26 protein-coding genes, 2 tRNA genes and 1 pseudogene are annotated in these 26,043 nt (G+C 67.3%); 26 read left to right on the top strand and 3 right to left on the bottom strand.

The features are described from left to right. Positions 1 to 29 precede the first annotated feature (29 nt). Positions 30 to 272, bottom strand: coding sequence for a hypothetical protein (locus AKG07_RS05890; RefSeq protein ID WP_053096676.1), 243 nt, complete (start codon positions 270 to 272; stop codon positions 30 to 32). A gap of 45 nt (positions 273 to 317) precedes the next feature. Between AKG07_RS05890 and AKG07_RS05885 the strand changes: the two genes are divergently transcribed. The 16 genes from AKG07_RS05885 (at position 318) to AKG07_RS05810 (ending at position 16,235) form a co-directional block, all read left to right on the top strand. Further along, positions 318 to 761 carry a MarR family winged helix-turn-helix transcriptional regulator gene (locus tag AKG07_RS05885; protein WP_053096674.1) on the top strand — a complete coding sequence of 148 codons (444 nt, stop codon included), beginning with the start codon at positions 318 to 320 and terminating at the stop codon, positions 759 to 761. Between the two features lie 20 nt (positions 762 to 781). Beyond that, positions 782 to 1,513 carry a DUF4129 domain-containing protein gene (locus tag AKG07_RS05880; protein WP_072591434.1) on the top strand — a complete coding sequence of 244 codons (732 nt, stop codon included), beginning with the start codon at positions 782 to 784 and terminating at the stop codon, positions 1,511 to 1,513. Beyond that, the gene (locus AKG07_RS05875; protein WP_150115085.1) at positions 1,510 to 2,037 is read left to right on the top strand and encodes a hypothetical protein; all 528 of its coding nucleotides are present in this window, start codon (positions 1,510 to 1,512) and stop codon (positions 2,035 to 2,037) included. The genes AKG07_RS05880 and AKG07_RS05875 overlap by 4 nt, the downstream gene beginning before the upstream one ends. A gap of 10 nt (positions 2,038 to 2,047) precedes the next feature. Next, the gene (locus AKG07_RS05870; RefSeq protein ID WP_053096669.1) at positions 2,048 to 3,013 is read left to right on the top strand and encodes an AAA family ATPase; all 966 of its coding nucleotides are present in this window, start codon (positions 2,048 to 2,050) and stop codon (positions 3,011 to 3,013) included. After that, positions 3,010 to 4,269, top strand: coding sequence for a DUF58 domain-containing protein (locus tag AKG07_RS05865; RefSeq protein WP_053096666.1), 1,260 nt, complete (start codon positions 3,010 to 3,012; stop codon positions 4,267 to 4,269). Before AKG07_RS05870 ends, AKG07_RS05865 begins: the two co-directional genes overlap by 4 nt. Before the next feature lie 47 nt (positions 4,270 to 4,316). Then, positions 4,317 to 4,796, top strand: a complete 480-nt coding sequence (locus AKG07_RS05860; protein WP_233277335.1) for a hypothetical protein — start codon at positions 4,317 to 4,319, stop codon at positions 4,794 to 4,796. Between the two features lie 58 nt (positions 4,797 to 4,854). Then, positions 4,855 to 7,743 (top strand): excinuclease ABC subunit UvrA, encoded by a 2,889-nt coding sequence (uvrA, locus tag AKG07_RS05855; RefSeq protein ID WP_053096663.1) that lies wholly within the window; start codon positions 4,855 to 4,857, stop codon positions 7,741 to 7,743. Then, complete coding sequence (gene uvrC / locus AKG07_RS05850; protein WP_053096661.1) at positions 7,743 to 9,656, top strand: excinuclease ABC subunit UvrC; 1,914 nt, start codon at positions 7,743 to 7,745, stop codon at positions 9,654 to 9,656. Before uvrA ends, uvrC begins: the two co-directional genes overlap by 1 nt. A 30-nt stretch (positions 9,657 to 9,686) precedes the next feature. Continuing rightward, positions 9,687 to 10,559, top strand: a complete 873-nt coding sequence (gene rapZ, locus AKG07_RS05845; protein WP_053096659.1) for an RNase adapter RapZ — start codon at positions 9,687 to 9,689, stop codon at positions 10,557 to 10,559. A 68-nt stretch (positions 10,560 to 10,627) separates the two neighbouring features. Then, the gene (whiA, locus tag AKG07_RS05840) at positions 10,628 to 11,605 is read left to right on the top strand and encodes a DNA-binding protein WhiA (RefSeq protein WP_042540784.1); all 978 of its coding nucleotides are present in this window, start codon (positions 10,628 to 10,630) and stop codon (positions 11,603 to 11,605) included. A gap of 187 nt (positions 11,606 to 11,792) precedes the next feature. Further along, positions 11,793 to 12,419, top strand: coding sequence for a superoxide dismutase (locus AKG07_RS05835; RefSeq protein WP_042540783.1), 627 nt, complete (start codon positions 11,793 to 11,795; stop codon positions 12,417 to 12,419). A gap of 115 nt (positions 12,420 to 12,534) precedes the next feature. Next, complete coding sequence (gap, locus tag AKG07_RS05830; RefSeq protein ID WP_053096657.1) at positions 12,535 to 13,545, top strand: type I glyceraldehyde-3-phosphate dehydrogenase; 1,011 nt, start codon at positions 12,535 to 12,537, stop codon at positions 13,543 to 13,545. A gap of 10 nt (positions 13,546 to 13,555) precedes the next feature. Next, positions 13,556 to 14,770, top strand: a complete 1,215-nt coding sequence (locus tag AKG07_RS05825) for a phosphoglycerate kinase (protein ID WP_053096655.1) — start codon at positions 13,556 to 13,558, stop codon at positions 14,768 to 14,770. Continuing rightward, the gene (tpiA, locus tag AKG07_RS05820) at positions 14,761 to 15,552 is read left to right on the top strand and encodes a triose-phosphate isomerase (RefSeq protein WP_053096653.1); all 792 of its coding nucleotides are present in this window, start codon (positions 14,761 to 14,763) and stop codon (positions 15,550 to 15,552) included. Before AKG07_RS05825 ends, tpiA begins: the two co-directional genes overlap by 10 nt. 81 nt (positions 15,553 to 15,633) lie before the next feature. Continuing rightward, positions 15,634 to 15,882, top strand: coding sequence for a preprotein translocase subunit SecG (gene secG, locus AKG07_RS05815; protein ID WP_053096652.1), 249 nt, complete (start codon positions 15,634 to 15,636; stop codon positions 15,880 to 15,882). Then, a complete protein-coding gene (locus AKG07_RS05810) occupies positions 15,882 to 16,235 on the top strand; it encodes an RNA polymerase-binding protein RbpA (protein ID WP_042540778.1) in 354 nt (117 codons plus the stop codon). Before secG ends, AKG07_RS05810 begins: the two co-directional genes overlap by 1 nt. Positions 16,236 to 16,308: 73 nt before the next feature. Here AKG07_RS05810 and AKG07_RS05805 read toward each other — a convergent pair whose 3' ends face one another. Then, positions 16,309 to 17,511 carry a hypothetical protein gene (locus AKG07_RS05805; RefSeq protein ID WP_053096650.1) on the bottom strand — a complete coding sequence of 401 codons (1,203 nt, stop codon included), beginning with the start codon at positions 17,509 to 17,511 and terminating at the stop codon, positions 16,309 to 16,311. 112 nt (positions 17,512 to 17,623) lie between these two features. Then, positions 17,624 to 17,697: transfer RNA gene (locus AKG07_RS05800), tRNA-Gly, on the bottom strand. Positions 17,698 to 17,806: 109 nt separating this feature from the next. Here AKG07_RS05800 and AKG07_RS05795 point away from each other — a divergent pair. The 10 genes and pseudogenes from AKG07_RS05795 to AKG07_RS18230 form a co-directional block, all read left to right on the top strand. Then, positions 17,807 to 17,880 (top strand) — tRNA-Pro (locus AKG07_RS05795). A 62-nt stretch (positions 17,881 to 17,942) separates the two neighbouring features. Beyond that, a complete protein-coding gene (gene tig / locus AKG07_RS05790) occupies positions 17,943 to 19,463 on the top strand; it encodes a trigger factor (protein WP_053096648.1) in 1,521 nt (506 codons plus the stop codon). Positions 19,464 to 19,530: 67 nt separating this feature from the next. Beyond that, a complete protein-coding gene (locus AKG07_RS05785; RefSeq protein ID WP_308418037.1) occupies positions 19,531 to 20,040 on the top strand; it encodes a tetratricopeptide repeat protein in 510 nt (169 codons plus the stop codon). A gap of 81 nt (positions 20,041 to 20,121) precedes the next feature. After that, the gene (locus AKG07_RS05780) at positions 20,122 to 20,718 is read left to right on the top strand and encodes an ATP-dependent Clp protease proteolytic subunit (RefSeq protein WP_053096644.1); all 597 of its coding nucleotides are present in this window, start codon (positions 20,122 to 20,124) and stop codon (positions 20,716 to 20,718) included. Positions 20,719 to 20,738: 20 nt separating this feature from the next. Then, positions 20,739 to 21,380: an ATP-dependent Clp protease proteolytic subunit gene (locus AKG07_RS05775; protein ID WP_042540774.1), complete on the top strand. Its 642-nt coding sequence runs from the start codon at positions 20,739 to 20,741 to the stop codon at positions 21,378 to 21,380. A gap of 157 nt (positions 21,381 to 21,537) precedes the next feature. After that, positions 21,538 to 22,473, top strand: coding sequence for a sugar-binding transcriptional regulator (locus AKG07_RS05770; protein WP_053096642.1), 936 nt, complete (start codon positions 21,538 to 21,540; stop codon positions 22,471 to 22,473). Further along, on the top strand, positions 22,470 to 23,471 hold the full coding sequence (gene deoC, locus AKG07_RS05765; protein WP_053096640.1) for a deoxyribose-phosphate aldolase: 1,002 nt from the start codon (positions 22,470 to 22,472) through the stop codon (positions 23,469 to 23,471). The genes AKG07_RS05770 and deoC overlap by 4 nt, the downstream gene beginning before the upstream one ends. A gap of 10 nt (positions 23,472 to 23,481) precedes the next feature. Next, positions 23,482 to 24,924, top strand: a complete 1,443-nt coding sequence (locus AKG07_RS05760; RefSeq protein WP_053096638.1) for an aldehyde dehydrogenase family protein — start codon at positions 23,482 to 23,484, stop codon at positions 24,922 to 24,924. Next, positions 24,921 to 25,772 carry an aldehyde dehydrogenase family protein gene (locus AKG07_RS05755; RefSeq protein ID WP_053096636.1) on the top strand — a complete coding sequence of 284 codons (852 nt, stop codon included), beginning with the start codon at positions 24,921 to 24,923 and terminating at the stop codon, positions 25,770 to 25,772. Before AKG07_RS05760 ends, AKG07_RS05755 begins: the two co-directional genes overlap by 4 nt. 20 nt (positions 25,773 to 25,792) lie before the next feature. After that, positions 25,793 to 26,020, top strand: a pseudogene (locus tag AKG07_RS18230) (DUF4304 domain-containing protein); the annotation flags it as partial. Positions 26,021 to 26,043 lie beyond the last annotated feature (23 nt).

Genomic DNA, 26,043 nt, shown 5'->3' with positions numbered 1-26,043 from the left:
GAGTCTCAGCCGACGGGTGAGAGCCTGTGTCAGGGGCAGTGAACGAGGGTCTTCGGACCTGAACGGTCGATCTCGTGCTCGCTCATCGGTGCACCGCACAACGGGCAGGCGCGCTCTGCCCGCTCGGACGGGCTCGGCGGGGGAGTCTTCTCGTAGGGGCCGACGGAGGCGGGGCCCGCGAAGCGGATCAGATTCGAGTTGATCCACGCGTACAGTCCTCCGGCCTCGCGAATCCGAGTGCGGAGCGGAGGTCGATCGTCAGAACTGGCCATGTTGCTTAGTGTACTAACTATTAGGGTCAATGTATATTCGAAGCCGTGACCGCATCGGACGACCTGCTCAAACTCGACAATCAGCTCTGCTTCGCCCTGGTGACCGCAGCGCGCAACGTCGTGGCGATCTACCGGCCGATCCTCGAGCCGCTCGGGCTCACGCATCCGCAGTATCTCGTGATGCTGGCGCTCTGGGAGCGTGCTCCGCGTCCCTTGAACGATCTTGCGGCTGATCTCGCTCTCGAGCCGGCGACGGCGTCTCCCCTGGTGAAGCGTCTGGAAGCCGACGGGCTGGTCGCCAGACAACGCAGCGTCGAGGACGAGCGCCGTCTCGACATCACCCTCACGGACACGGGTCGAGCTCTGCGAGATCGCGCTCTCGACGTTCCTCGACAGGTGATGGCCGCCGTGGGGATGGATCTCGAGCAGGTAGCCACACTGCGCGACGGGTTGTCGGCATTCGCGGGTCGCCGCCCCGCCATGGAGTGACCGCACCGTAGGGTGTGGGCATGCCGAGCGAACCCCAGACGCGTCTTGCGCGCCGGAGCGTCGATCGCATGGTCCTCTCGACTCTCGTCGTGGGACTCTTCGTCGTGGCCATGATCGCTGCGGCGATCCAGGGCGCGCCGACGTTCCGCCCCGCCGCGCCGATTCCTCGGGGGACAGCGGAGCCGCTGCCGTCCAGTGATCCGGGTGCCACCGGGGTTCCCGAGCCGATGGAGATCGACTCCACCGCCGCCGCGGTCGTTCAGACGCTCGCCGTGATCCTCATGGCGCTGGTCGCTGCGGGGCTCATCGCGCTCCTCGTGATCGCCGCGAGAGCCCTGCTGCGAGCGTGGCGGGATCGCCCGCTGGGCCGTCGTGACGCGGCGGCGGTCGCATCCGAGGTCGATCACCTCACCTCGGCGCCGGAACCCGAGATCGCCGTCGCTGTGATGCAGCGCGGGATCGCCGGGGCGCTCATGCAGATAGACGAGCGCGCCCGAGCGTCTGATGCCATCGTCGCCGCGTGGATCGGCCTCGAAGAGAGTGCCGCAGACGCAGGGGTGAAGCGAGCGGCGACCGAGACTCCCGGCGAGTTCGTGGTGCGGATCATCACTCTGCGGCCCGGGGTGGCCGGGGACGCCGCGTCGCTGCTGCGTCTCTACGAGAGCGTCCGATTCGGAGCCGGGTCGGCCGACGAGGGCGACCGGGCCTCGGCGAGAGAGGCCCTGCGACGCATCGAGGAGGTGTGGCGGTGACTGTCCGCAGAACGCTGGTCGCAGCGGGGGCGGCGGTCCTCGTCGCTCTGGCGCTCCTCGGCTTCGGCTTCACCTGGCCGTTCGTGATCGCATGGGGTCTCCTGATCGGTGCGGTCGGTCTGCTCGCGCAGCTCGCGATGCCGCTCGAGCCGGGGTTCGACGCGCCGCGCATAGACGTGGAGCCGGATCGACGACCTACCGAGATCTCTCGCATGGCGTGGGCACTGAACACACACACCGGCATCGCGGGAGCGCAGATCACGCGCCGTGTCGGGGTGATCCTGCGTCAGCGGCTGATGCGCCACGGAGTGGATCCGGATGACCCTGCCCACCGCGACCGACTCCCGCGGCTGATCGACCCGGGAGTCTGGGAGCGCCTGACGGGACCGGAGACGACGATCGTCGACGTCGAGAGGGCGCTGGACGCGATCGATCGACTGGATCCCACCTCGCCGGACGAACCGTCACCCCGGTTGCACGTACCGACCCCCGACCACGGGCGGCCCTCGCCGCCGCGTCCATGAAGGAGATGCCATGACGAGCCCCGCAGAGATCGCCGCCACCGGAGCCCGGATCCTGGCCGCCGTGCGAACAGTCGTCGTGGGCATGGACGACCCGGTCGAGATCGCTCTCGCCTCGATCCTCGCCGGCGGTCACGTGCTGTTCGAGGATGTGCCGGGCCTGGGGAAGACGCTCGCCGCGCGCAGCCTCGCCTCGGCGCTGGGGCTGGGGTTCCGGCGCTTGCAGTGCACTCCGGACATGCTGCCCGGCGATGTCACGGGGTCGTACGTCTACGCACCGGACTCGGGGGACTTCGTCTTCCGGCCGGGGCCGATCTTCACCGGACTGCTGCTCGCCGACGAGATCAACAGAACCACGCCGAAGACGCAGTCCGCGATGCTCGAGGCGATGGCGGAGCGCCAGGTGACCGTCGAGGGCAACAGCTTCGCGCTGCCCGCGCCGTTCCATGTGATCGCGACGTCGAATCCGATCGAGTACGAGGGCACGTACGCGCTGCCCGAGGCACAGCTCGACAGGTTCATGGTGCGGCTGTCCGTCGGCTATCCGGCGGCGGAGAGCGAGGCCCGCATCCTGGAGAACCGCGTGAGCAGGCGCCAGGAGGCTGCTCACATCGCTCCGGTCATCGACGCCGCTCAGCTCATCTCCCTGCAGGAGGCCGTCGAGGCCATCCACGTCGACCCGGACATCTCGCGCTACTGCGTCGAGATCGCACGCGCCACCCGGACCGCGGCCAACGTCGAGGTCGGTGCGTCGCCGCGCGGTTCTCTGGGGCTGCTGCTGCTGGGACGAGCGCTCGCGGCTCTGGATGGCCGCGACTTCGTCCGTCCGGACGACATCAAGCGGATCGCCGTGCCCGTGCTGGCGCATCGTCTCACGCTCACACCCCAGGCGTGGGCTCAGGGCGCGTCGGCATCCGATGTGGTGCGCTCGGTCGTCGGACAGGTGGCTGTTCCGCCGACCGTCGGAGTGCTCGGATGACGGACGGACCCGACGCGGGGCGTCGCGGTCCTGTGTTGTCCGTGGCGATCGGAGGCGCTGCCCTGCTCGCCGCGGTCGGCCTTCTCGCGGGAAGACCCGACGTGGTGGCGATGGGGCTTCCTCTGGCCATCTGGAGCGGTCTCGCGATCGCGCGGGGCACATCCGGCGCGGTGGCGAAGATCGCGATCGACCCGGTGCCCGGGCGCGATGGCGAGCTGCTCACATCGATCGCGGTGGACAGCGGTGCGGATGCCGTCGAGGTGGTGGTCGTACAGTCGGAGCGTCGCAGCAGACGCGTGATCGTGCCCGGCGGTGGCTTCACATTCACTGCGCGGAGCAAGGTCCTGCACTCCGGTCCGACGATCCCGGTCCAGGCGGCAGCGAGGGGGTTCTCCTTCGAGGGAGCGGCGCTCTCGTCGACGTCGGACCTCGCCGCCATCAGGCGTCAGGTGGCCCCGCCCCGCCGATCACTCGACGCGCTCCCGCTGCCGCGACGACTGACGGAGTCGCACGGCGCGCACGAGGGGCGCCGGGCTGGTCAGGGCGGCGACTTCCGGGACATCCACCCCTTCGCGCCCGGCGACGAACTCCGCCGCGTGGACTGGCGGGCGACGGCGCGGATGTCCCGCCGGCCAGGTGATCTGCTGGTCCGTCGGACCAATACGCTCAGCGACTCGTCGGTCGTGGTCGCCATGGACACGTCTGAGGATCTGGGTGAGGTCGTCGCCTCGTGGGGGAGCGGCGACCGCGAACGCAGCGGCGTGACCTCCCTCGACCTCGCGAGGGAGGCTGCGCGAGCCATCGCCGACTCGGCCATAGGCGAGGGCGACCGCGTCGCACTTCACGTGCTCGTGCACGGCGGCCGGTCGTTGAGGAGCGGCGGCGGCTCGAGGCACCTGGCACGGGTCGTGGCGGCCATCGCCGCGACGGGCCAGGCGAGAGACGACGCGACTTTCCGTCGCACTCCTCCCGTGCCGCACGGCTCGGTGGTCTTCGTGCTGTCGACCTTCTTCGAGGGTGCCGCCGCTCGGACCGCGCTGATGTGGAGGGCCAGCGGCCACAGAGTCGTCGCCGTCGATGTCCTCCCTCCGCTCGACCGTGCTCGGCTCACCCGTGCGCAGCTGATCGGCTTGCGCACCGTGCTCGCAGAGAGGGGGAACGTGTTCGCGGATCTCCACGGCGCCGGAGTCGACGTGGTCTCGTGGGCCTCGGACCCGTCCTCGGCGATGCGTGCGATCGCGAGGGCCAGGCGATGAGAGCGAACGACACGCTACGGACGGGTCCTTCCGTCCCGGGACTCGTCGTGAGGGGCGCGCTCGTCGTCGCCGTCGCCGCGGGTGCTGCGATGCTGTGCCCGTTGCTCGGATGGCAGGTGGCGGCAGTCGTCCTGGCGATCATCGCCGCCGCTCTTCCGCAGACTTTCGCGGCCTGGGGGTCGATCGGATGCCTCGTGATCGGGATGCTGATCTCGGAGCCCGACGTCGGGCGCGCGATGATCGCTGTGCTCGCGGTGCAGGTGATCCATGTCCTCATGTCGCTCTCCCTCGTGATCCCGGCCGGCTCCCGCGTGATCGTGACCGCCCTCCGTCCGAGCCTGGTGAGGCTGATCGTCGTGCAGGTGATCGCCCAGCCGATCACCGTGGCCGTCATGGTGGTCATGCGCATCGACACCCCCGCGTCGCTGCCGACAGTGCCCTGGGCCGCTGTCGCCGGGGCCGGAGCCGTGGTCGCACTCGTCGCGACCCTGCTCACGCGGGCGAACCGCGGCACTCGAGAGCACTGATCGCTTCCCTGTGAGCCCTCACGGAGCCAATGTCGGTGGCCACTCGTAGACTTGATCAGTGCCTATCGTCCCGGTTGCAACCCCAGGAAAACTCAGTGTCCGCGGTGCCCGCGTACACAATCTCAAGAACGTCGACATCGACATCCCACGCGACTCCCTCGTCGTGTTCACCGGCCTGTCCGGATCGGGAAAGTCCAGTCTGGCCTTCGACACGATCTTCGCTGAAGGACAGCGTCGCTACGTCGAGTCGCTGAGCGCCTACGCGCGTCAGTTCCTCGGTCAGGTCGACCGACCGGACGTCGACTTCATCGAGGGCCTCAGCCCTGCGGTGTCGATCGACCAGAAGTCGACCAACCGCAACCCGCGGTCCACGGTCGGAACCATCACCGAGATCTACGATTACATGCGTCTGCTGTGGGCGCGGATCGGGATTCCGCACTGCCCCGAGTGCGGTGCGCGCATCCAACGTCAGACCGTCCAGCAGATCGCCGACCAGCTCATGGAGCTGCCCGAGCGCACCCGCTACCAGATCGTCGCGCCCATCGTCTCGCAGAAGAAGGGCGAGTTCGTCGACCTGTTCCGCGAGCTGGGGGCCAAGGGCTATTCGCGCGCGATCGTCGACGGCGACCTCATCCAGCTCGCCGAGCCGCCCACGCTCAAGAAGAGCTACAAGCATGACATCGCCGTCGTCGTCGACCGCCTCGTCGCGGCAGACGACATCCTCGGCCGAGTCACGGACTCGGTCGAGACCGCGCTCGGGCTCGCCGGCGGCGTGGTGCAGATCAACTACGTCGACGCAGAGGGCGACGACGCGTGGCAGTCCTTCTCCGAGAAGCTCGCCTGCCCGAACGGCCACGCGCTCACCCTCACCGAGATCGAACCACGCACGTTCTCGTTCAACGCGCCCTTCGGTGCCTGTCCGGCCTGCTCGGGTCTCGGCACCCGCATGTCCGTCGACATCGACCTGATGCTCGGCGACGAGGAGCTCTCCATCCGCGAGGGCGCGATCATCCCGTGGACCACTCAGGGCAAGGGACTCTTCCAGTACTACGAGCGGCTGCTCGAGGGATTGGCCGACGACCTCAACTTCTCTCTCGACACCCCGTGGCAGGATCTGCGCGTCGACGTTCAGGACGCGATCCTGCGCGGCGACAACTACAAGGTCACCGTCAAGTTCAAGAACCGCTATGGGCGCGAGATGCGCTATGCATCGGGGTTCGAAGGCGTCGTGCCGTACATCGAGCGGCAGTACGCCCAGGCCGAGTCCGACACGCAGCGCTCGCGCTGGGGCGAGTACCTCCGCGAGGTCCCCTGCCCGGTGTGCGACGGCAACCGACTCAAGCCCGAGGTGCTCGCGGTGCAGGTGCACGGGCATTCGATCGCCGAGGTGTCGCACCTGAGCCTTGCCGACGCGCGCTCGTTCATGGAGACCCTCACCCTCACCGATCGTGAGGCGAAGATCGCGGCTCAGGTGCTGCGTGAGATCCGCCTGCGACTCGACTTCCTCCTGCAGGTCGGGCTCTCCTACCTCAACCTCAGCCGGTCCGCCGGGTCGCTCTCCGGTGGAGAAGCGCAGCGCATCCGGCTGGCGACGCAGATCGGCTCCGGGCTCACCGGCGTCCTCTACGTCCTCGACGAGCCGTCGATCGGTCTGCACCAGCGTGACAACCGTCGTTTGATCGACACCCTTCTGAAACTTCGCGACCTCGGGAACACGCTCATCGTCGTCGAGCACGACGAAGAGACGATCGAAGCCGCTGACTGGGTCGTCGACATCGGACCGGGTGCCGGCGTGAACGGTGGAGAGGTCGTGCATTCCGGTCCGTATTCGGCTCTGTTGAACGAGCCGAACTCGATGACGGGCGAATACCTCTCGGGTGCGCGCGAGATCCCCACTCCGGCGAAGCGTCGCAAGCTCGACAAGAAACGCATGCTGAGCGTGGTCGGCGCCCGCGAGAACAACCTCAAGAACGTCAGCGTGAACTTCCCGCTGGGTGTTCTCACGGCGGTGACCGGCGTGTCGGGTTCGGGCAAGTCGTCGCTCGTCAACGACATCCTGTACCAGGTGCTGGCCTCGCGGCTCAACGGCGCCCGCACGGTTCCCGGAAAGCACACGCGTGTGTCAGGGCTCGACAACCTCGACAAGGTCGTGCACGTCGATCAGGCACCGATCGGCCGCACGCCGCGGTCCAACCCGGCCACCTACACCGGCGTGTTCGACCGCATCCGCTCGCTGTTCAGCGAGACCCCCGAGGCGAAGGTCCGTGGCTATCAGCCAGGGCGATTCAGCTTCAACGTCAAGGGCGGTCGCTGCGAGGCGTGCTCGGGCGACGGCACGATCAAGATCGAGATGAACTTCCTGCCCGACGTGTACGTCGACTGCGAGGTCTGCCACGGCAAGCGCTACAACCGCGACACGCTGTCGGTGCACTACAAGGGCAAGAACATCGCCGAGGTCCTCGAGATGCCGATCGCGGAAGCGGCCGAGTTCTTCGAGCCCATTCAGGCGATCCACCGCTACATGAAGACCCTCGTCGACGTCGGGCTCGGGTATGTGCGCCTCGGTCAGTCGGCGACGACTCTCTCCGGCGGCGAGGCGCAGCGCGTCAAGTTGGCCACCGAGCTCCAGCGGCGCAGCAACGGTCGCAGCATCTACGTCCTCGACGAGCCGACCACCGGTCTGCACTTCGAAGACGTGCGCAAGCTCCTCGAGGTCCTGAACGGACTCGTCGACAAGGGCAACACGGTGATCGTCATTGAGCACAACCTCGATGTGATCAAGTCCGCGGACTGGGTGATCGATCTCGGGCCCGAGGGCGGCTCGGGCGGCGGCGAGATCCTGGCGACCGGCACGCCCGAGCAGATCGCGCGAGTCGAGGACAGCCACACGGGTCAGTTCCTCGCCGAGATCCTGGGTGAGGGGCGCTCTGCGCGGAAGGCCAGCTGATGGCCGACGTCCTGCCGTACAAGCCGCGGGCTGGTGAGATCCCTACCAACCCCGGCGTGTACCGCTTCCGCGATGCTGATGGACGCGTGCTGTACGTCGGCAAGGCCAAGAACCTGCGCCAGCGACTGTCGAACTACTTCGCTCCGCTGCGCACGCTCCACGAACGCACGCGGCGGATGGTCACCACGGCGTCGTCCGTCGAGTGGACCGTCGTCTCGACGGACGTGGACTCGCTTCAGCTGGAGTACATGTGGATCAAGGAGTTCGATCCGCCCTTCAACGTCCGCTACAAGGACGACAAGTCCTACCCGTTCATGGCCGTGACCCTGGGTGATGAGGCGCCGCGCGTGATCGTGACCAGGAACCGCAAGATTCCCGGTGCCCGATACTTCGGTCCTTATCCCAAGGTCTGGGCGGTGCACGAGACGATCGACCTGATGGTCAAGGCATTCCCGATCCGCACCTGCAGCGACTCCAGCTACAAACGCGCGATGCAGACCGGCCGGCCGTGCTTTCCCGGGCAGATCGGCAAGTGCGGCGGGCCGTGCTCGATGACGGTGACGATCGAGGAGCACCGTGCCATGGTCGATGACTTCGTCGCCTTCATGGCGGGCGGCGATGAGCGCTTCACCCGAGAGCTGACCAAGCGGATGCTGGCGGCGTCGGCCGCGATGGATTACGAGGCCGCCGCCAGATACCGTGACAAGCTCACCGCGATCGAGGCCGTGCTCGGCAAGAGCGCGCTCGTGCTCGCGACCGACGAGGATGCCGACCTCTTCGGCATCGCGGAAGACGAGCTGGCTGCCGCCGTGCAGCACTTCGTGATCCGCGGCGGGCGCGTCCGCGGTGTTCGCGCGATGACGATCGAGAAGGAGATCGACATCTCGACAGCCGATCTCGTCGACCAGGTGCTGCAGCGCGCGTACGGCGATGCGCAGGATGTGCCCCGGCGGATCATCGTGCCGACCCTTCCCGACGACGCGGCCGAGCTCGAGGTCTGGCTGCGCGAGCGGCGAGGCAAGAAGGTCGAGATCGCCATCGCCCAACGGGGGCAACGCGCTGATCTCATGCGCACGGCGACCCTCAACGCGCAGCAGGCCCTGATCAGGTACAAGACCCGTCGTACGAGCGACTACGTCGCACGAACCCAGGCTCTGACCGATCTGCAGGAGGCGTTGGGGATGTCGGAGGCGCCGCTTCGCATCGAGTGCTTCGACATCTCGCACCTCGGTGGCACGAACGTCGTCGCCTCGATGGTGGTCTTCGAAGACGGACTTCCCCGCAAAGACCAGTACCGGTCGTTCAACATCGCCGAGACCACCGACGATACGGACTCGATGTACCAGGTGCTGCGTCGTCGACTCGCCTACCTCGATCGTCCGGAAGAGATCGATGAGCCCGCATCCGCAGCGGTCCCCGTGGAGGCGGGAGACGAGTCCGAGGACGTCGTCGTGGAGGTCAAGCGCAAACCGCGCTTCGCCTATCCGCCTCAGCTGCTGCTGGTCGACGGCGGACAGCCCCAGGTCGAAGCGGCGGCACGTGCACTGCGAGACGCCGGGCACACCGAGATCGCCGTGTGCGGCATCGCCAAACGGCTCGAGGAGATCTGGCTCCCGGGGGAGGACTTCCCGGTGATCCTGCCGCGCACCAGCGAGTCGCTCTACCTGCTGCAGCGGCTGAGAGACGAGGCCCACCGGTTCGCGATCACGCACCAGCGCAAACGACGCAAGAACGACATCACGTCGATCCTGGCCGAGGTGCCAGGCCTCGGCTCCTCGAGGATCAAGGTCCTCCTGAAGCACTTCGGCTCCGTCACCGCGCTGCGCTCCGCGCCTCTGGAGGCGATCCAGGAGGTGCAGGGGATCGGTCCTGTCCTCGCACAGAACATCCATACGCATCTCTCCACTCGCTAGGCTGGAGCCAGCGGGGGAGAAGGAGTAACCATGACTGACGGGGACAAAGGCGAGTTCCTCATCGTCACGGGCATGTCGGGCGCAGGGCGCACGACGGTAGCCAACGCACTCGAGGACCTCGGCTGGTACGTGGTCGACAACCTGCCGCCGCAGATCCTCCGACCGCTGCTCGACCTCACGGACATGGGCGGTGACGCTCTGCCGAAGGTCGCAGCGGTGGTCGACGTTCGCGGGCGCAACCTCTTCGACGACTTCCCGGGCGTCGCGAGGGCGCTGAGATCGCGTGGTTCCGTCCGCGTGCTGTTCCTGGACGCGTCGGACGATGTGCTCGTGCGTCGGTTCGAGGCGGTTCGCCGACCCCACCCGCTGCAGGGGGACGGCACTCTGCTCGACGGCATCCGCGTCGAGCGCCAGCGACTGGCGCCGATCCGCGAATCGGCCGATCTCGTGGTCGACACCTCCGCACTCAACATCCATCAGCTCGCCACCCAGGTCTCCGACCTTTTCTCGGAAGCGGGCGCAGCGAGGCATCGTGTGACGCTCATGAGCTTCGGTTTCAAGTACGGTCTCCCGACCGACGTCGACCTGGTCGCGGACATGCGCTTCCTCCCGAACCCGTTCTGGAACGAAGAGCTGCGGGGCCTGACCGGTCAGGACGAGTCCGTCAGGGACTACGTGCTGTCACGCGAGGGCGCCGCCGAGTTCCTCGATTCGTATTCGGCGGCACTCACTCCGGTGCTCGAGGGGTATCAGCGCGAGAACAAGAGCCATTCGACCGTCGCGATCGGCTGCACCGGCGGAAAGCACCGCTCCGTGGCCATGGCGGAGGAGCTGGCCCGTCGGCTCGCCTCCGTGCCGGGAGTGGCCGTCAACGTGCGCCACCGGGACCTCGGCAGGGAATAGCAAGAGCCTCCGTCAGAGTAGGCTGGAGGTTTGCGCCGCGATCCGGCGCGTGAGCGTAGAGGAGTGTCGTGGCACTAACGACCGACGTCAAGGCTGAGCTGGTCAGCATCCGTAATGCACCCCCGACGGTGCGTGTCGCGGAGGTCACCTCGATCCTCCGGTTCGCCGGCGGACTGCACTCCATCGCCGGGCGGGTCGCCGTCGAGGCGGAGGTGGATGCCGAGATCCTCGCGCAGCGTGTCGCGCGCGACCTTGCCGAGATCTACGGGGTCCGACCGGAGATAGCACAGGTGCAGTCGAGCACGGCGAATGACGGCGCGCGATGGGCTGTCCGGGTCATCGCCTCGGGGGAGACCCTCGCACGCCAGACCGGTCTGCTCGACCAGCGTCGGCGTCCGGTCCGCGGACTCCCCAACCGTCTCACCACTGGCTCTCGCGCTGAAGTGGCCGGTCTGTGGCGGGGTGCGTTCCTCGCCGCGGGAACGCTGAGCGAACCCGGCCGATCGGCCATGCTCGAGGTCGCCTGCCCGTCATCCGAGGCCGCCATGGCACTCGTGGGCGCGGCGCATCGCCTGGGTGTCGCCGCCAAGGCGCGCGAGGTGCGAGGCATGCCGCGCGTCGTCGTGCGTGAGGGCGAGGCGATCCGCACCATCCTCAGCGAGATGGGTGCTCAGAAGACCGCGGTCGCCTGGGAGGAGATGCGCCAGCGTCGCGAGGTGCGTGCGGGCGTCAACCGTCTCGTCAACTTCGACGATGCCAACCTCCGTCGCTCCGCGCAGGCCGCCGTCGCCGCCTGCGCGCGCGTCGAGCGGGCTCTGGAGATCCTCGCCGACGAGGTGCCCGACCACCTCAAGGTCGCGGGCGAGCTGCGTCTCGCGCACCGCGACGCGAGCCTCGACGAGCTGGGTCACCACGCCGATCCGCCCATGACCAAGGACGCCGTCGCCGGCCGCATCCGCCGTCTTCTGGCGATGGCGGATAAGCGTGCCCAGCAGGAGGGCATCCCGGGAACGGAAGCAGCCGTGCCCGCGGGTCTCGACGTCTGACCACAGCGAACGACATCAGCGAGGCGATCCCTGTCAAGGGGTCGCCTCGCTTCGTCATATGGGGGAAGGATCAGGGTCGGCGACGCGTTGTCGTCACTAGGATGAGTTACGTCCGCTCTACGTCGCACATCGGCGGCGCAGAGGATCGGCAAGCGCCGCGGCGCGGCGCGGATTGGATGAAAGCGACATGGCGACCTACACGCTCCCCGACCTTCCCTACGACTTCGCAGCCCTCGAGCCGCACATCAGCGGCAAGATCATGGAGCTGCACCATGACAAGCACCATGCGACCTACGTCGCCGGCGCCAACACCGCCCTCGAGCAGCTCGCCGAGGCGCGCGACAGCGGCAACCTGGCGAACGTGAACAAGCTCGAGAAGGACCTCGCGTTCAACCTCGGCGGTCACGTCAACCACTCCATCTTCTGGACCAACCTCTCGCCGACCGGCGGCGGACAGCCCGAGGGCGAGCTCAAGGCAGCCATCGACGAGTTCTTCGGTTCCTTCGAGAAGTTCCAGGCGCACTTCACCGCGAACGCCCTCGGAATCCAGGGCTCCGGATGGTCCGTCCTCAGCTGGGACTCGATCGGCCAGCGCCTGATCATCCAGCAGCTGTTCGACCAGCAGTCGAACACGGCACAGGGCACCGTGCCGCTGTTCCAGCTCGACATGTGGGAGCACGCCTTCTACCTCGACTACCTCAACGTCAAGGCCGACTACGTGAAGGCCGCGTGGAACATCGCCAACTGGGAGAACGTCGCCCAGCGCTTCGAGGTCGCCCGCGAGAAGACGAACGGCCTGCTGGTACTGTCGTAATCGGGTCGCGTCCCGACGGGCCAAGTCTCGTCGGGACGCCATCTCAGCCAAAAACCCCCGCGCACCGCGCACGCACGATTGCTGCGCACAGCGCACGAGAAACAGGGAGACCTGAGTGTCTGTCAAGATCGGTATCAACGGCTTCGGCCGTATCGGACGCAACTACTTCCGCGCGGCTCTCGCGCAGGGAGCGGACATCGAGATCGTCGCTGTCAACGACCTCACCGACAACAAGACCCTTGCCCACCTTCTGAAGTACGACTCCGTGGGCGGCGTCCTCGATGCTGACATCAGCTACGACGACGAGAGCATCACGGTCAACGGCAAGGCCATCAAGGCGTTCGCCGAGCGCGACCCCGCCGGCCTCCCGTGGGGCGAGCTGGGCGTCGACATCGTCATCGAGTCGACCGGCTTCTTCACCAAGGCCGAGCTGGCCAAGAAGCACATCGAGGCAGGGGCCAAGAAGGTCCTCATCTCGGCTCCCGGCACCGGCGTCGACGGCACGTTCGTCATGGGCGTGAACGAGGACACGTACAACCCGGAGACGGATCACATCATCTCCAACGCCTCCTGCACGACCAACTGCCTCGCCCCGCTGGCACAGGTCTTCAACGACGCCTTCGGCATCGACCGTGGCTTCATGATGACGGCTCACGCCTACACGGCAGACCAGAACCTGCAGGACGGTCCGCACAGCGACCTGCGTCGTGCACGCGCCGCAGCGATCAACATCACCCCGGCGTCGACCGGTGCCGCGAAGGCGATCGGCGAGGTTCTGCCCGAGCTCCAGGGCAAGCTGAGCGGCTCGTCGTACCGCGTTCCGGTTCCCACCGGCTCGATCGTCGACCTCACGCTGATCACCGACCGCGAGAACCTCACGGTCGAAGAGGTCAACGAGGCGTACAAGAAGGCTGCTGCCGACGGACGCCTCGCCGGTTTCCTGCAGTACAACGAAGACCAGATCGTGTCGAGCGACATCGTGCACAACCCGCACTCGTCGATCTTCGACGCCACGCTGACCAACGTCAGCGGCAACCTGGTCAAGGTCTCCAGCTGGTACGACAACGAGTGGGGCTACTCCAACCGTCTCGTCGACCTGACCGAGTACGTGGCAGAGCGTCTCTGAGACATCTCCCATGACTCTGCGCACCCTGGATTCACTGGGTTCGCTCGAGGGCAAGCGCGTCATCGTCCGTTGTGATCTCAACGTCCCCCTGCGGGATGGGATCATCACGGACGATGGCCGTGTCCGCGCCTCGTTGCCTACCCTCAACGCACTGATCAACGCGGGCGCCCGCGTCATCGTGTGCTCGCACCTCGGCCGCCCCGACGGTGCGCCCGACCCGCAGTACAGTCTCGCGCCGGTCGCCCAGCGGCTGTCCGAGCTGCTCGGCAAGCCGGTGGCGTTCGCTCGCGACACCGTCGGCGAGTCGGCGCAGGAGGCCGTGGCCTCGCTCGAGGACGGCGGCATCGTCGTCATCGAGAACCTGCGGTTCAACCCGGGGGAGACCTCGAAGGACGACGCCGAGCGCGGCGCCTTCGCGGCTCAGCTGGCAGAGCTCGGAGACGTCCTCGTCTCCGACGGCTTCGGTGTCGTGCACCGCAAGCAGGCGAGCGTCTACGACCTCGCCGAGCTGCTGCCGTCGGCCGCCGGTCTACTCATCGCAGCCGAGCTGGACGTGCTCGACCGTCTCACCGAGAACCCCGAGCGCCCGTACGCGGTCGTCCTCGGCGGGTCGAAGGTCAGCGACAAGCTCGGAGTCATCTCGCACCTGCTGCCGCGCGTGGATCGCATCCTCGTGGGCGGCGGCATGCTGTTCACCTTCCTGAAGGCGCAGGGCCACGCGGTGGCGTCCAGCCTCCTCGAAGAGGACCAGCTCGAGACGGTCCGCGGCTATATCGCCGAGGCCGAGAAGCGCGGTGTGGAGCTGGTGCTCCCGACCGATGTCGTCGTCGCATCCTCGTTCTCCGCTGATGCGGAGCACGAGGTCACGGCCGCCGACGCCATCGAGAGCACCGCGTTCGGCTCCTCCGGCATCGGCCTGGACATCGGCCCGGAGACGGCTGCGCGGTTCGCGGAGGTCATCCGTGGGTCGAAGACGGTGTTCTGGAACGGCCCGATGGGCGTGTTCGAGTTCCCGGCCTTCGCCGGCGGCACCAAGGCCGTTGCGCAGGCGCTCACCGAGGTCGACGGCCTCGGCGTCGTAGGCGGCGGAGACTCGGCCGCGGCCGTGCGTCAGCTCGGCTTCACCGACGACCAGTTCGGTCACATCTCGACCGGCGGCGGCGCAAGCCTCGAGTTCCTCGAGGGCAAGAAACTACCCGGCCTGGAGGTGCTCGGATGGGTGTGAACACCCGTACCCCGCTGATCGCGGGAAACTGGAAGATGAATCTCGACCACCTGCAGGCGGTCGCCTTCGTGCAGAAGCTGCACTGGACGCTCAAGGACGCCAAGCACGAGGACGGCTCGGTCGAGGTTGCGGTCTTCCCGCCCTTCACCGACATCCGCAGCGTGCAGACGCTCATCGACGCCGACAAGATCCCGTTCGCCCTCGGCGCGCAGGACCTCTCGGCTCACGACTCCGGCGCCTACACCGGGGAGATCTCGGGAGCCTTCCTGGCGAAGCTCGATGCGAAGTACGTGATCATCGGTCACTCGGAGCGCCGTGAATACCACGCGGAGTCCGATGACGTCGTCGCGGCCAAGACGAAGGCCGCGTTGAAGCACGGTCTGTCGCCCGTCATCTGCGTCGGGGAGACGGCTGAGGACCTCGAGAAGTTCGGGGCCAGCGCAGTGCCCGCGGGGCAGCTCGAGGCCGCTCTCCAGGGTCTGTCGAAGGATGCGGACATCGTCGTGGCGTACGAGCCGGTCTGGGCCATCGGCTCCGGGCAGGCAGCGACGCCGCAGCAGGCGCAGGATGTCTGCGCTGCGCTGCGCACGGTGATCGCCAAGGTTCTCGGTGACGACGCTGCGGCGCGCACCCGGATCCTGTACGGCGGATCGGTCAAGGCGGCCAACATCGCCAGCTTCATGCGCGAGCCTGATGTCGATGGCGCACTCGTCGGAGGCGCGAGCCTCGTGGTCGACGAGTTCGCGGCGATCATCCGCTTCGAGAAGCACGTCGGCGTGTGAGTGTGGCGGGGCTCCGGCCCCGCCGCACCGTATACTTGACCGTTACCGGGGCAATCCTGCCCCAGCGAAAGGCTCTTCCTCGTGGAAATTCTCGAGTTCGTCCTGCAGGTGGTGCTGGGCATAACCAGCGTCCTGCTGACTCTCCTCATCCTCCTCCACAAGGGTCGCGGTGGCGGCCTCTCCGACATGTTCGGTGGAGGCATGACGTCAGCTGTCGGCTCGTCGGGTCTCGCTGAGCGCAATCTCAATCGCTTCACGGTCATCCTCGCTCTGGCGTGGTTCGTGTCGATCGTGGCGCTCGGTCTCATCACGAAGTTCGAGGTGATCTGATGGCTACCGGCGGCAACGCGATCCGAGGGACCCGAGTGGGTTCCGGCCCCATGGGCGAGCAGGACCACGGCTACCACGCCGACCGCATCGCGGTCTCGTACTGGGACGGTCTCGGCAACGAGACGGTCCGCTACTTCGCCGCGGGGCTCCCTGAAGAGGAGATCCCCGAGACGATCGACCACCCGCAGTCCGGTCTTCCGGCGGGTCGCGACAAGGCCAACCCGCCTGCCCTCGCGAAGCCGGAGCCCTACAAGACGCATCTCGCGTATGTGAAGGAGCGTCGCACCGACGCAGAAGCCGTCCAGCTTCTCGAAGATGCGCTCACCCAGCTGCGTGAGCGTCGGGGTCAGTGACCTCGATCTGATCTCCTGACAGAAGCCGCCGCGATCCGATCGCGGCGGCTTCTCTCGTACCAGCCGGACATGCTCACCGGCACCCGTACGCGGCGTCGATGTAGGACTGAGGCGGGTAGCCGTACGCCCAGACGCCGTTGGCATCGTCGGTGAAGCCCATGCTGATCGCCCACGCCGTGGCCCACTTCTCGATGCTGTCCTGCGTCGACGAGTCGTACATGTCCTCGCACTTCACGCTGATCGCGTGGCCGACCTCGTGGGCGATCAGAGCCTTGCTCCGGTCTGCCGGCCACTGCTCGGCGACCGAGTTCGACAGCTCGATGACGGCGCGGTCGGGATCGTCCCACCACCAGGTCGTGAGGCCTCCCATGCTGCCGTTGGAACCGGCGTTGTTGACGATCTGGTTCCAGTCGAACTCGAGCAGCACCCCGGGTGCGAGCGACCGGGCGAACGCCTCGATCTCGAGGCGATCGCCCTGCAGCGGTCCCGACTTGTCGGCGAGTTCGGCCTGTTCGGTCGCCACGACCTGTCCTGCGGCGTCCTGCATGGACACCAGTGATTCGACCGCCGTCACATCGAGGAGCATGGTGTCGGGTACTCGCGACGCCGCATCGCGCAGGGCGATGACGGCGTCGTTCTTGGCCGAGAGGTGTGCCGACTCGAAAGCCGGGGCTGCGTCGGCCGCCGAGCGCAGGAGGGCCACGCCGGCCTCGGTCACTTCGGCACTGGCGGCGGTCATCGCAGGTGTCGCCGCGTCGAGGTCGGCAGCCAGCTCGTCCAGGTCGCCGGCGTCGACGGCGAGCTGATCGGATGCTGCGAAGAGCTCCCAGAACGCCGACGGCTTGGAATCCGCCGAAGGCAGCGGTTCGGTGAGCAGTTCCTCCGCCGGGCCGGCGGCTTCTTCGGCATCCGTCGACGCCGTCGTGAGCGCGTCCCTCGCGGAGGGCCCGGTGAGAACGCCGGTATCGGCCGTCTTCAGCAGATCAGCGACATCGATGACGGACGTGAGCGTGTCGAGCTCCTGCTGGACCGTCGTCGCGCTGTCGCGAGCCGAGGCCGCTGCTGCGTCGAACTCGGCGCGTGCTCCGTCGTATCCGAGGTTGGCGGTGACCTGGAGCACGCCGACGGCCGCCGCGACCAGGACTCCCGCAGCGCCCAGCATGAACCCGATGCGCCGTCCTCGGCGATTCGGTGCTGCGCCGTCGGTGCTGGCGAAGTGCGGGGGGAGTGCGTGGCCTCCGGCGGGGGAGGTGGCCACGTCGACGGATGCAGTCATGCGGGGGACCTCCGTGGGGAACCGGCTCATGATGACTCTAATCAGTGAGCCGTCCGGTGCGAGAACCCCCGGGGACGAGAAAGGCCCCCGCATCGCGGGGGCCTTTCTCGAGTGGAGGGGCTGACGAGAATCGAACTCGCATCATCTGTTTGGAAGACAGAGGCTTTACCACTAAGCTACAGCCCCGTTGTCAGCTGCATCCGGGAGGACTGTGCCGACTCATCGATCATAGCGGACTGACGGAGGTGCTCGTGTCCGTTAGACTCGGTGGGGCTGAATCTGCATGCGGATTCCCCGGGGCGTAGCTCAGTTTGGTAGAGCGCCCGCTTTGGGAGCGGGAGGTCGCAGGTTCAACTCCTGTCGCCCCGACATGGCTTCAACGGCCTGACAGCCGCGATTCAGCGCGGAAATCACAAGGAGAGCACACCAGAATGGCGAACAGCACCGTCGAGAAGCTGACCCCGACCCGGGTCAAGCTCAGCATCACGGTCACCCCTGACGACCTCAAGCCCAGCATCGCGCACGCCTACGAGCACATCGCTCAGGACGTCCAGATCCCCGGCTTCCGCAAGGGCAAGGTCCCCGCTCCGATCATCGATCAGCGCATCGGTCGTGGCGCGGTCATCGAGCACGCGGTCAACGAGGGCCTCGACAAGTTCTTCCGCGACGCGACCGTCGAGCACAAGCTCCGCGTCGTCGGACGTCCGGCCGCCGACATCACCCAGTGGCCGAACGAGAAGGACTTCTCGGGCGACCTCCTGGTCGACATCGAGGTGGACGTGCGTCCCGAGATCGAGGTCCCGGCATTCGACGGCATCACCCTGACGGTCGACGCCGTCGAGGCCGACGACGCCGCGCTCGACGCAGAGCTCGAGAACCTGCGCGCGCGCTTCGGAACGCTCGTTCCCGTCGACCGTCCCGCCGCGAAGGGCGACTTCGTCGAGCTCGACCTGGTCGCCACGATCGACGGTGCGGAGATCGACCGCGCCGAGGGCGTCTCCTACGAGGTCGGCTCGGGTGAGCTGCTCGAGGGCATCGACGACGCGATCGAATCCCTCACCGCCGGTGAGGACACCACGTTCCGCTCTGCGCTCGTGGGCGGCGACCACGCCGGGTCCGAGGCTGAGGTCTCCGTCACCGTCAAGGCGGTCAAGGAGCGCGAGCTCCCCGAGGCCGATGACGACTTCGCGCAGATCGCGAGCGAGTTCGACACGATCGCCGAGCTCCGCGCGAGCCTCGCCGAGCGCGTCTCGCAGCAGGGCGTCTTCACTCAGGGTTCCGCGGCTCGCGACAAGCTCGTCGAGACGCTGCTCGAGCAGATCGAGATCCCCGTGCCGCCGAAGCTCATCGAGGACGAGGTGCACAACCACCTCGAGGGTGAGAACCGCCTCGAGGACGACGTTCACCGCGCCGAGGTCACCGAGGCCAGCGAGAAGCAGTTCCGCACGCAGGTTCTGCTCGACACGATCGCCGAGCAGGCTGACGTGCAGGTCTCGCAGGAGGAGCTCTCGCAGTACCTCATCCAGTCCGCCTCGCAGTACGGCATGGCTCCCCAGGAGTTCGTCGAGGCTCTGCAGTCGTCGAACCAGCTTCCGGCGCTCGTCGGAGAGGTCGCCCGCAACAAGGCCCTCGCGATCGCCCTGGGCAAGGTCAAGGTCGTCGACACGAACGGCAAGCCCGTCGATCTGTCCGACTTCGTCGTGACCGACGACGAGGCCGAGTCCGAGACGGCTGCCGACGAGAAGCCGGCCAAGAAGGCTCCCGCGAAGAAGGCTGCCGCGAAGAAGGCCGACGACGCCGACGCCGCTGAGAAGCCGGCCGCGAAGAAGCCCGCTGCGAAGAAGGCGCCCGCGAAGAAGGCCGACGACGCGGAGGCCGCTGAGAAGCCCGTCGCGAAGAAGCCCGCAGCCAAGAAGGCTCCGGCCAAGAAGGCTGCCGACAAGGCGGAGTGATCGGACACGATCTCATGAGGGGCGGATGCTGCGGCATCCGCCCCTTTCGCGTCAGCGGGGAGAGCAGATGAACGAGGAGACCATGAAGACCTGGGACGAACGCATCGACGAGGTGTGGGACGACGCGTCCGGCGAAGAGGTCGGAGACCAGACGATCGCCCGGATCGACGCGCTGGCCGCCGAGCGCGGCGTCGATGACGCCCGCGCGGAGTTCGAGCGCGCCGGGGCACGTGATTCGGCCGGCCGCCCCGCCGAGGCAGTCGAACTCTACCTGCGTGCGCTCGCACTGGGTCTCGACGACGAGCACCGCCCGCAGTGCGTGATCCAGCTGGCGAGTTCACTGCGCAATCTGGGCGAGTACGACGATGCCCTCGCCGTCATCCGTGCGGAGGAGGAGCTCTCGGCGGACGGCCCCTACCGGGATGCCGTGGCGACGGTCCACGCGCTGATCCTGGCGAGTTCCGGACGCCCGGCGCGGGGCCTGTCGGTCGCTCTCCTCGCACTCGTGCCGCACCTGCCGCGGTACCACCGCTCGATGACCGCGTACGCACACGAGATCGCGGAACTCGACGCCTGATATGCCGACGGCGAACACGGCCTGAGCGCTGCGTTGTCGCCGGTAGATTCGAATCACTGAAACACGGAATCAGGAGCTGACATGGCTGCAGAACCCCTCCTCGCTACGAGCGTCTTCGACCGACTGTTGAAAGACCGCATCATCTGGCTGGGATCGGAGGTGCGCGACGACAATGCGAACGAGATCTGCGCGAAGATCCTCCTTCTCGCCGCAGAGGACTCCGAGAAGGACATCTACCTCTACATCAACTCGCCCGGTGGATCGATCACCGCGGGCATGGCGATCTACGACACGATGCAGTTCGTCCCGAACGACATCGTCACCGTCGGAATCGGCATGGCCGCATCGATGGGTCAGCTTCTGCTGACCGCGGGCACGAAGGGCAAGCGCTACATCACGCCCAACGCCCGCGTGCTGCTGCACCAGCCGCACGGTGGCTTCGGCGGAACGTCGAGCGACATCCAGACGCAGGCGCAGCTGATCACCTCGATGAAGAACCGCCTCGCCGAGATCACCGCGGCGCAGACCGGCAAGTCGGTCGAGCAGATCAACGAAGACGGTGACCGCGACCGCTGGTTCACCGCCGACGAGGCGCTCGAGTACGGCTTCGTCGATCACATCCGCGACTCGGCCACCGACGTCATCGGTGGCGGCGGAACCGACCAGGACATCAAGTAACGGAAAGCGAAAGGACTCTCATGTACGCACCCACCTTCCGCTCTGCCGGCGATCTGCCCTCCAGCCGCTACGTGCTTCCTCAGTTCGAGGAGCGCACGGCATACGGCTTCAAGCGCCAGGACCCCTACAACAAGCTGTTCGAAGATCGAGTGATCTTCCTCGGCGTCCAGGTCGACGATGCGTCGGCCGACGACGTGATGGCGCAGCTGCTCGTTCTCGAGAGCCAGGACTCCGAGCGTGACATCACCATGTACATCAACTCGCCCGGTGGTTCGTTCACCGCGATGACGGCGATCTACGACACGATGCAGTACGTCGCGCCGCAGATCCAGACCGTGGTGCTCGGCCAGGCGGCTTCGGCCGCATCGGTGCTGCTCGCAGGCGGTCACCCCGGCAAGCGCCTGGCTCTGCCCAACGCCCGTGTGCTCATGCACCAGCCGGCGATGGGCGAGGCGGGGCACGGCCAGGCATCCGACATCGAGATCCAGGCGGCCGAGATCCTGCGCATGCGCACCTGGCTCGAGGAGACCATGGCTCGTCACACGGGCAAGTCGGTCGAGCAGGTCAACCGCGACATCGACCGTGACAAGATCCTGTCCGCCGCTGAGGCGCTGGACTACGGCATCGTCGACCAGGTGCTCACCTCGCGCAAGCGCATGTGATGGCATATCCATGGTGAGAGGACGTCGGCCCTTCAGGGTCGGCGTCCTTTCGTCGTCTCCGGCGAATGTGCGACCACTGGAAGCGTCAATGCTCATATGAGCATCAAGGTGCGCGAACGGTGCTACGGACGTATGCTGGAGACGGAAGGAGGATGCCATGGAAGAAGAACTGATCATGGTCCGCGTCGCCGAGCTGTACTACGACGAGGACAAGACGCAGGACGAGATCGGCGCCCTCCTCAAGCTGTCCCGCTGGAAGGTGGGGCGCCTTCTCACACAGGCCAGAGAGCGTGGCATCGTCCGCATCGAGATCGTGCACCCGCGTGCGCGCCGACTCGGACTCGAGCGCCAGCTCGTCGAACGCCATGCCCTCACGGCTGCCGTCGTCGTTCCCTCCCCGGACGGCGATGACGGGACCCTCGAGCGGGTCGCCCAGGCCGCGGCCGACTACCTCACTGCGATGCGGCCGGTGCCCCGCACGCTCGGCGTCAGCTGGGGGCGTACGTTGCGCGCCGTCGCAGAGTCGCTGCCCGAAGGATGGGCGACCGGCGTCACCGTCGTGCAGCTCAACGGGGGAGTGAGCCTCAACCGCCGTTCGGGCGGAGCCGCGGGCCTCGCCGTCACCATCGCCCAGCGTGCATCCGGACACGTGTCCCTCCTGCCGAGCCCGGCGATCCTCGAACGCGTCGAGACCAAGCAGGCGATCGAAGCCGACCGCACCGTCGCGGCCGTCCTCGTCGAAGCGGCCGAAGCGCAGGCGTTCCTGTTCACCGCGGGGCCCTGCGATGCGACCTCCGCGCATGTCGAGAACGGCTACCTCTCGGCATCCGATGTCGAAGAGCTCGCGCGCCGTGGTGCCGTGGGCGACGTCCTCGGGCGGTACATCGACGCCGACGGCAACATCGTCGACCCGCAGCTCGACGCCCGGACGGTCGGAGTCGACCTCGGGCGCCTGCGCGCCGCGAAGCGCTCGATCTTCGTCACCGCCGGTGACGCCAAGCATGACATCGCGCGCACAGTCGTGACCAGCGGCCTGTGCAGCGTTCTGGTGACAGATGAGACCACAGCACGAGCATTGTTGGAGGAACGATGACGACCCAAGAACTCAGCCGCAGATCGGCGGTGGACGTTCTCGGCGGTGAGCCGGATGACGCCACGCTCCGCCGGTTCCTGCACGGACTCCCGGGTGTCGACGCCGTCGGCCTGGAGCAGCGCGCGGCCGCACTCGGCACGCGTTCGATCAAGACCACGTCGAAGGCCTGGGCACTCGACACGATCATCAAGCTGATCGACCTCACCACCCTCGAAGGCTCCGACACCCCGGGCAAGGTGCGCTCGTTGGTCGCCAAGGCGAAGAATCCGGATGCCGCCGACCCGACGAGCCCCCGGGTCGCCGCCGTCTGCGTGTACGGCGACATGGTCGGCGACGCCGTCGAGGCGCTCGGAGCTCTGCACGGCGATCCGGACGACGGACTCATCTCGGTCGCCGCGGTCGCCACCGCGTTCCCCAGCGGACGTTCTTCGCTGGCCATCAAGCTGGCCGACACCGCCGAAGCGGTCGCGGCCGGCGCCGACGAGATCGACATGGTCATCGACCGAGGAGCGTTCCTCTCGGGCCGATACGGACTCGTGTACGACCAGATCGCCCAGGTGAAAGAGGCATGCCGTCGTGCCGACGGTTCATACGCCTCGCTCAAGGTGATCCTCGAGACCGGCGAGCTCAACACCTACGACAACATCAAGCGCGCATCGTGGCTCGGCATCCTCGCCGGGGGCGACTTCATCAAGACCTCCACCGGGAAGGTGCAGCCGGCGGCGACGCTGCCGACGACGCTGCTCATGCTCGAAACGGTGCGCGACTGGCACCGGGGTACGGGAGAGCGCATCGGCGTCAAGCCCGCCGGCGGGATCCGCGCGTCGAAGGATGCGGTGAAGTACCTCGTGACGGTCGCCGAGACCGTGGGGGAGGAATGGCTCCAGCCGCACCTGTTCCGCTTCGGTGCCTCGAGCCTGCTGAACGACGTGCTGTTGCAGCGCCAGAAGCTCACCACCGGCCACTACTCCGGCCCCGACTACGTCACGATCGACTAGGAGCCCGCATATGTCATTCCTGGAATACGCTCCGGCACCGGAGTCGAAAGCAGTACTCAACCTCAAGGACAGCTACGGACTGTTCATCGACGGCGAGTTCGTCGACGGATCGGGCTCGAGCTTCGCGACGATCTCGCCGGCTGACGAGAGCCACATCGCCGAGATCGCCTCGGCGAGCGACGCGGACGTCGACCGGGCGGTCGCCGCCGCGCGTCGCGCCTACGAGAAGACCTGGTCGAAGATGAGCGGCCGCGATCGCGGCAAGTACCTCTTCCGCATCGCACGTCTCGTGCAGGAGCGGGCTCGCGAGCTCGCGGTCGCCGAGAGCCTCGACAACGGGAAGCCGATCAAGGAGAGCCGCGATGTCGACGTGCCTCTCGTCGCCTCCTGGTTCTTCTACTACGCGGGGTGGGCTGACAAGCTCGACTACGCCGGACTCGGCGCCAACCCGCGTGCGCTCGGCGTGGCCGGGCAGATCATCCCCTGGAACTTCCCGCTGCTGATGCTCGCGTGGAAGCTCGCTCCTGCTCTGGCGGCAGGCAACACCGTGGTGCTCAAGCCTGCGGAGACCACGCCGCTGACGGCGCTGATCTTCGCAGAGATCCTGCAGCAGGCGGATCTGCCGGCCGGTGTCGTCAACATCATCACGGGTGCCGGTTCCACGGGGGCCACGCTCGTGCGTCACCCCGACGTCGACAAGGTCGCCTTCACGGGTTCGACCGGTGTCGGCCGCGACATCGCACGGGCCGTCGCGGGGACCGACAAGAAGGTCACGCTCGAGCTCGGCGGCAAGGCCGCCAACATCGTGTTCGATGACGCGCCGATCGACCAGGCCGTCGAGGGCATCGTGAACGGCATCTTCTTCAATCAGGGGCATGTGTGCTGCGCCGGAAGCCGACTGCTCGTGCAGGAGTCGATCCATGACGAGGTCATCGATCGCCTGAAGAGCCGCCTGTCGACGCTGCGCCTCGGCGACCCGCTCGACAAGAACACCGACATCGGCGCGATCAACTCGGCGGCACAGCTCGCCCGCATCCGTGAGCTGAGCGACATCGGCGAGGCCGAGGGCGCAGAGCGCTGGACCGCGGACTGCGCGATCCCCGACAAGGGGTTCTGGTTCGCTCCGACGATCTTCACCGGTGTCGAGGCGTCGCATCGCATCGCCCGCGACGAGGTCTTCGGGCCCGTCCTGTCGGTGCTGACGTTCCGTACGCCGGCCGAGGCGATCGCCAAGGCGAACAACACGCCGTACGGCCTCTCCGCCGGCATCTGGTCGGACAAGGGCTCGCGCATCCTCGCGGTCGCCGACCGTCTGCGTGCCGGTGTCATCTGGGCGAACACGTTCAACCGATTCGACCCGTCGAGTCCGTTCGGCGGCTACAAGGAGTCCGGATACGGCCGTGAAGGCGGACGTCAGGGTCTCACCGCATACCTGAAGGGGGCCTCCGCATGAGCAAGCGATTGACCGTTCCGAAGACTTACAAGCTGGCGATCGGCGGCGCCTTCCCGCGCAGCGAGTCCGGCCGCACCTACGAGGTGCTGTCGGCGAAGGGGGCATTCCTCGCGAACGCCGCCCAGGGCTCGCGCAAGGACGCACGGGACGCCGTCGTGGCCGCACGTGCCGCCGTGAAGGGGTGGTCCGGCGCCACCGCATACAACCGCGGGCAGGTGCTGTACCGGGTCGCCGAGGTCCTCGAGGGTCGCCGCGCGCAGTTCATCGACGAGATCGCCGCGCAGGAGGGCGTCTCCACGTCCGCCGCCGCCGCGCAGGTCGACGAGGCGATCGACCTCTGGGTCTGGTACGCCGGCTGGTGCGACAAGTACGCGCAGGTCGCGGGCAACGCGAACCCGGTCTCGGGTCCGTACTTCAACATCTCGGTGCCGGAGCCGACCGGCGTGGTCGCGATCGTCGCACCGCAGGACTCCGCGCTGCTCGGTCTTGTCTCGGTCGTGGCTCCTGCGCTCGTCGCAGGCAACACGGTCGTCGTGATCGCGAGCGAGCGGTTCCCGCTGTCGGCCATCAGCCTCGCTGAGGTGCTCGCCACGAGCGATGTGCCCGGGGGCGTCGTCAACGTGCTCACCGGGTCTCCCGCCGAGATGGCGCCCTGGCTCGCCTCGCACCAGGACGTCAATGCGCTCGATCTGGCCGGTGCCGGCGATCTCGAGTGGATCGACATGCAGATCGCCGCCGCCGAGACGCTCAAGCGCGTGCTGACTCCCGGCGCGGTCACCGCGTCTCCGGAGCGCATCGGCGCCTTCACCGAGGTCAAGACCGTCTGGCACACCAAGAGCCTCGTCTGATTTGAGTCGTGACCTCAGCGATGGTTACTGCGCAAGAGCAGCTGCGTTCGATGCTGCGAGAAGATGTCGCGCCGATTCTGCGGGCGGCGGGATTTCGAGGTACGGAGCGGACGTTCGTGTTCCCCGATGCCGACTGGTTCGCTCAGGTCGGTATTCAGACATCGACTGCGAGTACGAGCAGTCGGTCGAGGTTGACGATCAACGCGCAGGTGATCCCGAAAGCCTTCTGGAACCAGGTGCGCGCGGAGCGACACTATCCGGCGAAGCCGTC

The organism is Microbacterium sp. CGR1 (genome assembly GCF_001266755.1).
Lineage (GTDB): Bacteria > Actinomycetota > Actinomycetes > Actinomycetales > Microbacteriaceae > Microbacterium.
The sequence above is the reverse complement of the archived record's forward strand: the minus strand, read 5'-3'. Positions and strand labels throughout refer to the sequence as shown.

Bases quoted from the DNA above. Each gene is read 5' to 3' on its own strand.
- deoC (WP_053096640.1), top strand. From the start codon at position 22,470: ATGACGACCCAAGAACTCAGCCGCAGATCGGCGGTGGACGTTCTCGGC.
- AKG07_RS05755 (WP_053096636.1), top strand. From the start codon at position 24,921: ATGAGCAAGCGATTGACCGTTCCGAAGACTTACAAGCTGGCGATCGGC.
- AKG07_RS05775 (WP_042540774.1), top strand. From the start codon at position 20,739: ATGTACGCACCCACCTTCCGCTCTGCCGGCGATCTGCCCTCCAGCCGC.
- AKG07_RS05865 (WP_053096666.1), top strand. From the start codon at position 3,010: ATGACGGACGGACCCGACGCGGGGCGTCGCGGTCCTGTGTTGTCCGTG.
- AKG07_RS05890 (WP_053096676.1), bottom strand. From the start codon at position 272: ATGGCCAGTTCTGACGATCGACCTCCGCTCCGCACTCGGATTCGCGAG.
- AKG07_RS05805 (WP_053096650.1), bottom strand. From the start codon at position 17,511: ATGACTGCATCCGTCGACGTGGCCACCTCCCCCGCCGGAGGCCACGCA.
- AKG07_RS05825 (WP_053096655.1), top strand. From the start codon at position 13,556: ATGACTCTGCGCACCCTGGATTCACTGGGTTCGCTCGAGGGCAAGCGC.
- AKG07_RS05870 (WP_053096669.1), top strand. From the start codon at position 2,048: ATGACGAGCCCCGCAGAGATCGCCGCCACCGGAGCCCGGATCCTGGCC.
- AKG07_RS05785 (WP_308418037.1), top strand. From the start codon at position 19,531: ATGAACGAGGAGACCATGAAGACCTGGGACGAACGCATCGACGAGGTG.
- tpiA (WP_053096653.1), top strand. From the start codon at position 14,761: ATGGGTGTGAACACCCGTACCCCGCTGATCGCGGGAAACTGGAAGATG.
- tig (WP_053096648.1), top strand. From the start codon at position 17,943: ATGGCGAACAGCACCGTCGAGAAGCTGACCCCGACCCGGGTCAAGCTC.
- AKG07_RS05770 (WP_053096642.1), top strand. From the start codon at position 21,538: ATGGAAGAAGAACTGATCATGGTCCGCGTCGCCGAGCTGTACTACGAC.
- AKG07_RS05835 (WP_042540783.1), top strand. From the start codon at position 11,793: ATGGCGACCTACACGCTCCCCGACCTTCCCTACGACTTCGCAGCCCTC.
- AKG07_RS05810 (WP_042540778.1), top strand. From the start codon at position 15,882: ATGGCTACCGGCGGCAACGCGATCCGAGGGACCCGAGTGGGTTCCGGC.
- AKG07_RS05880 (WP_072591434.1), top strand. From the start codon at position 782: ATGCCGAGCGAACCCCAGACGCGTCTTGCGCGCCGGAGCGTCGATCGC.
- rapZ (WP_053096659.1), top strand. From the start codon at position 9,687: ATGACTGACGGGGACAAAGGCGAGTTCCTCATCGTCACGGGCATGTCG.
- AKG07_RS05760 (WP_053096638.1), top strand. From the start codon at position 23,482: ATGTCATTCCTGGAATACGCTCCGGCACCGGAGTCGAAAGCAGTACTC.
- AKG07_RS05780 (WP_053096644.1), top strand. From the start codon at position 20,122: ATGGCTGCAGAACCCCTCCTCGCTACGAGCGTCTTCGACCGACTGTTG.
- uvrC (WP_053096661.1), top strand. From the start codon at position 7,743: ATGGCCGACGTCCTGCCGTACAAGCCGCGGGCTGGTGAGATCCCTACC.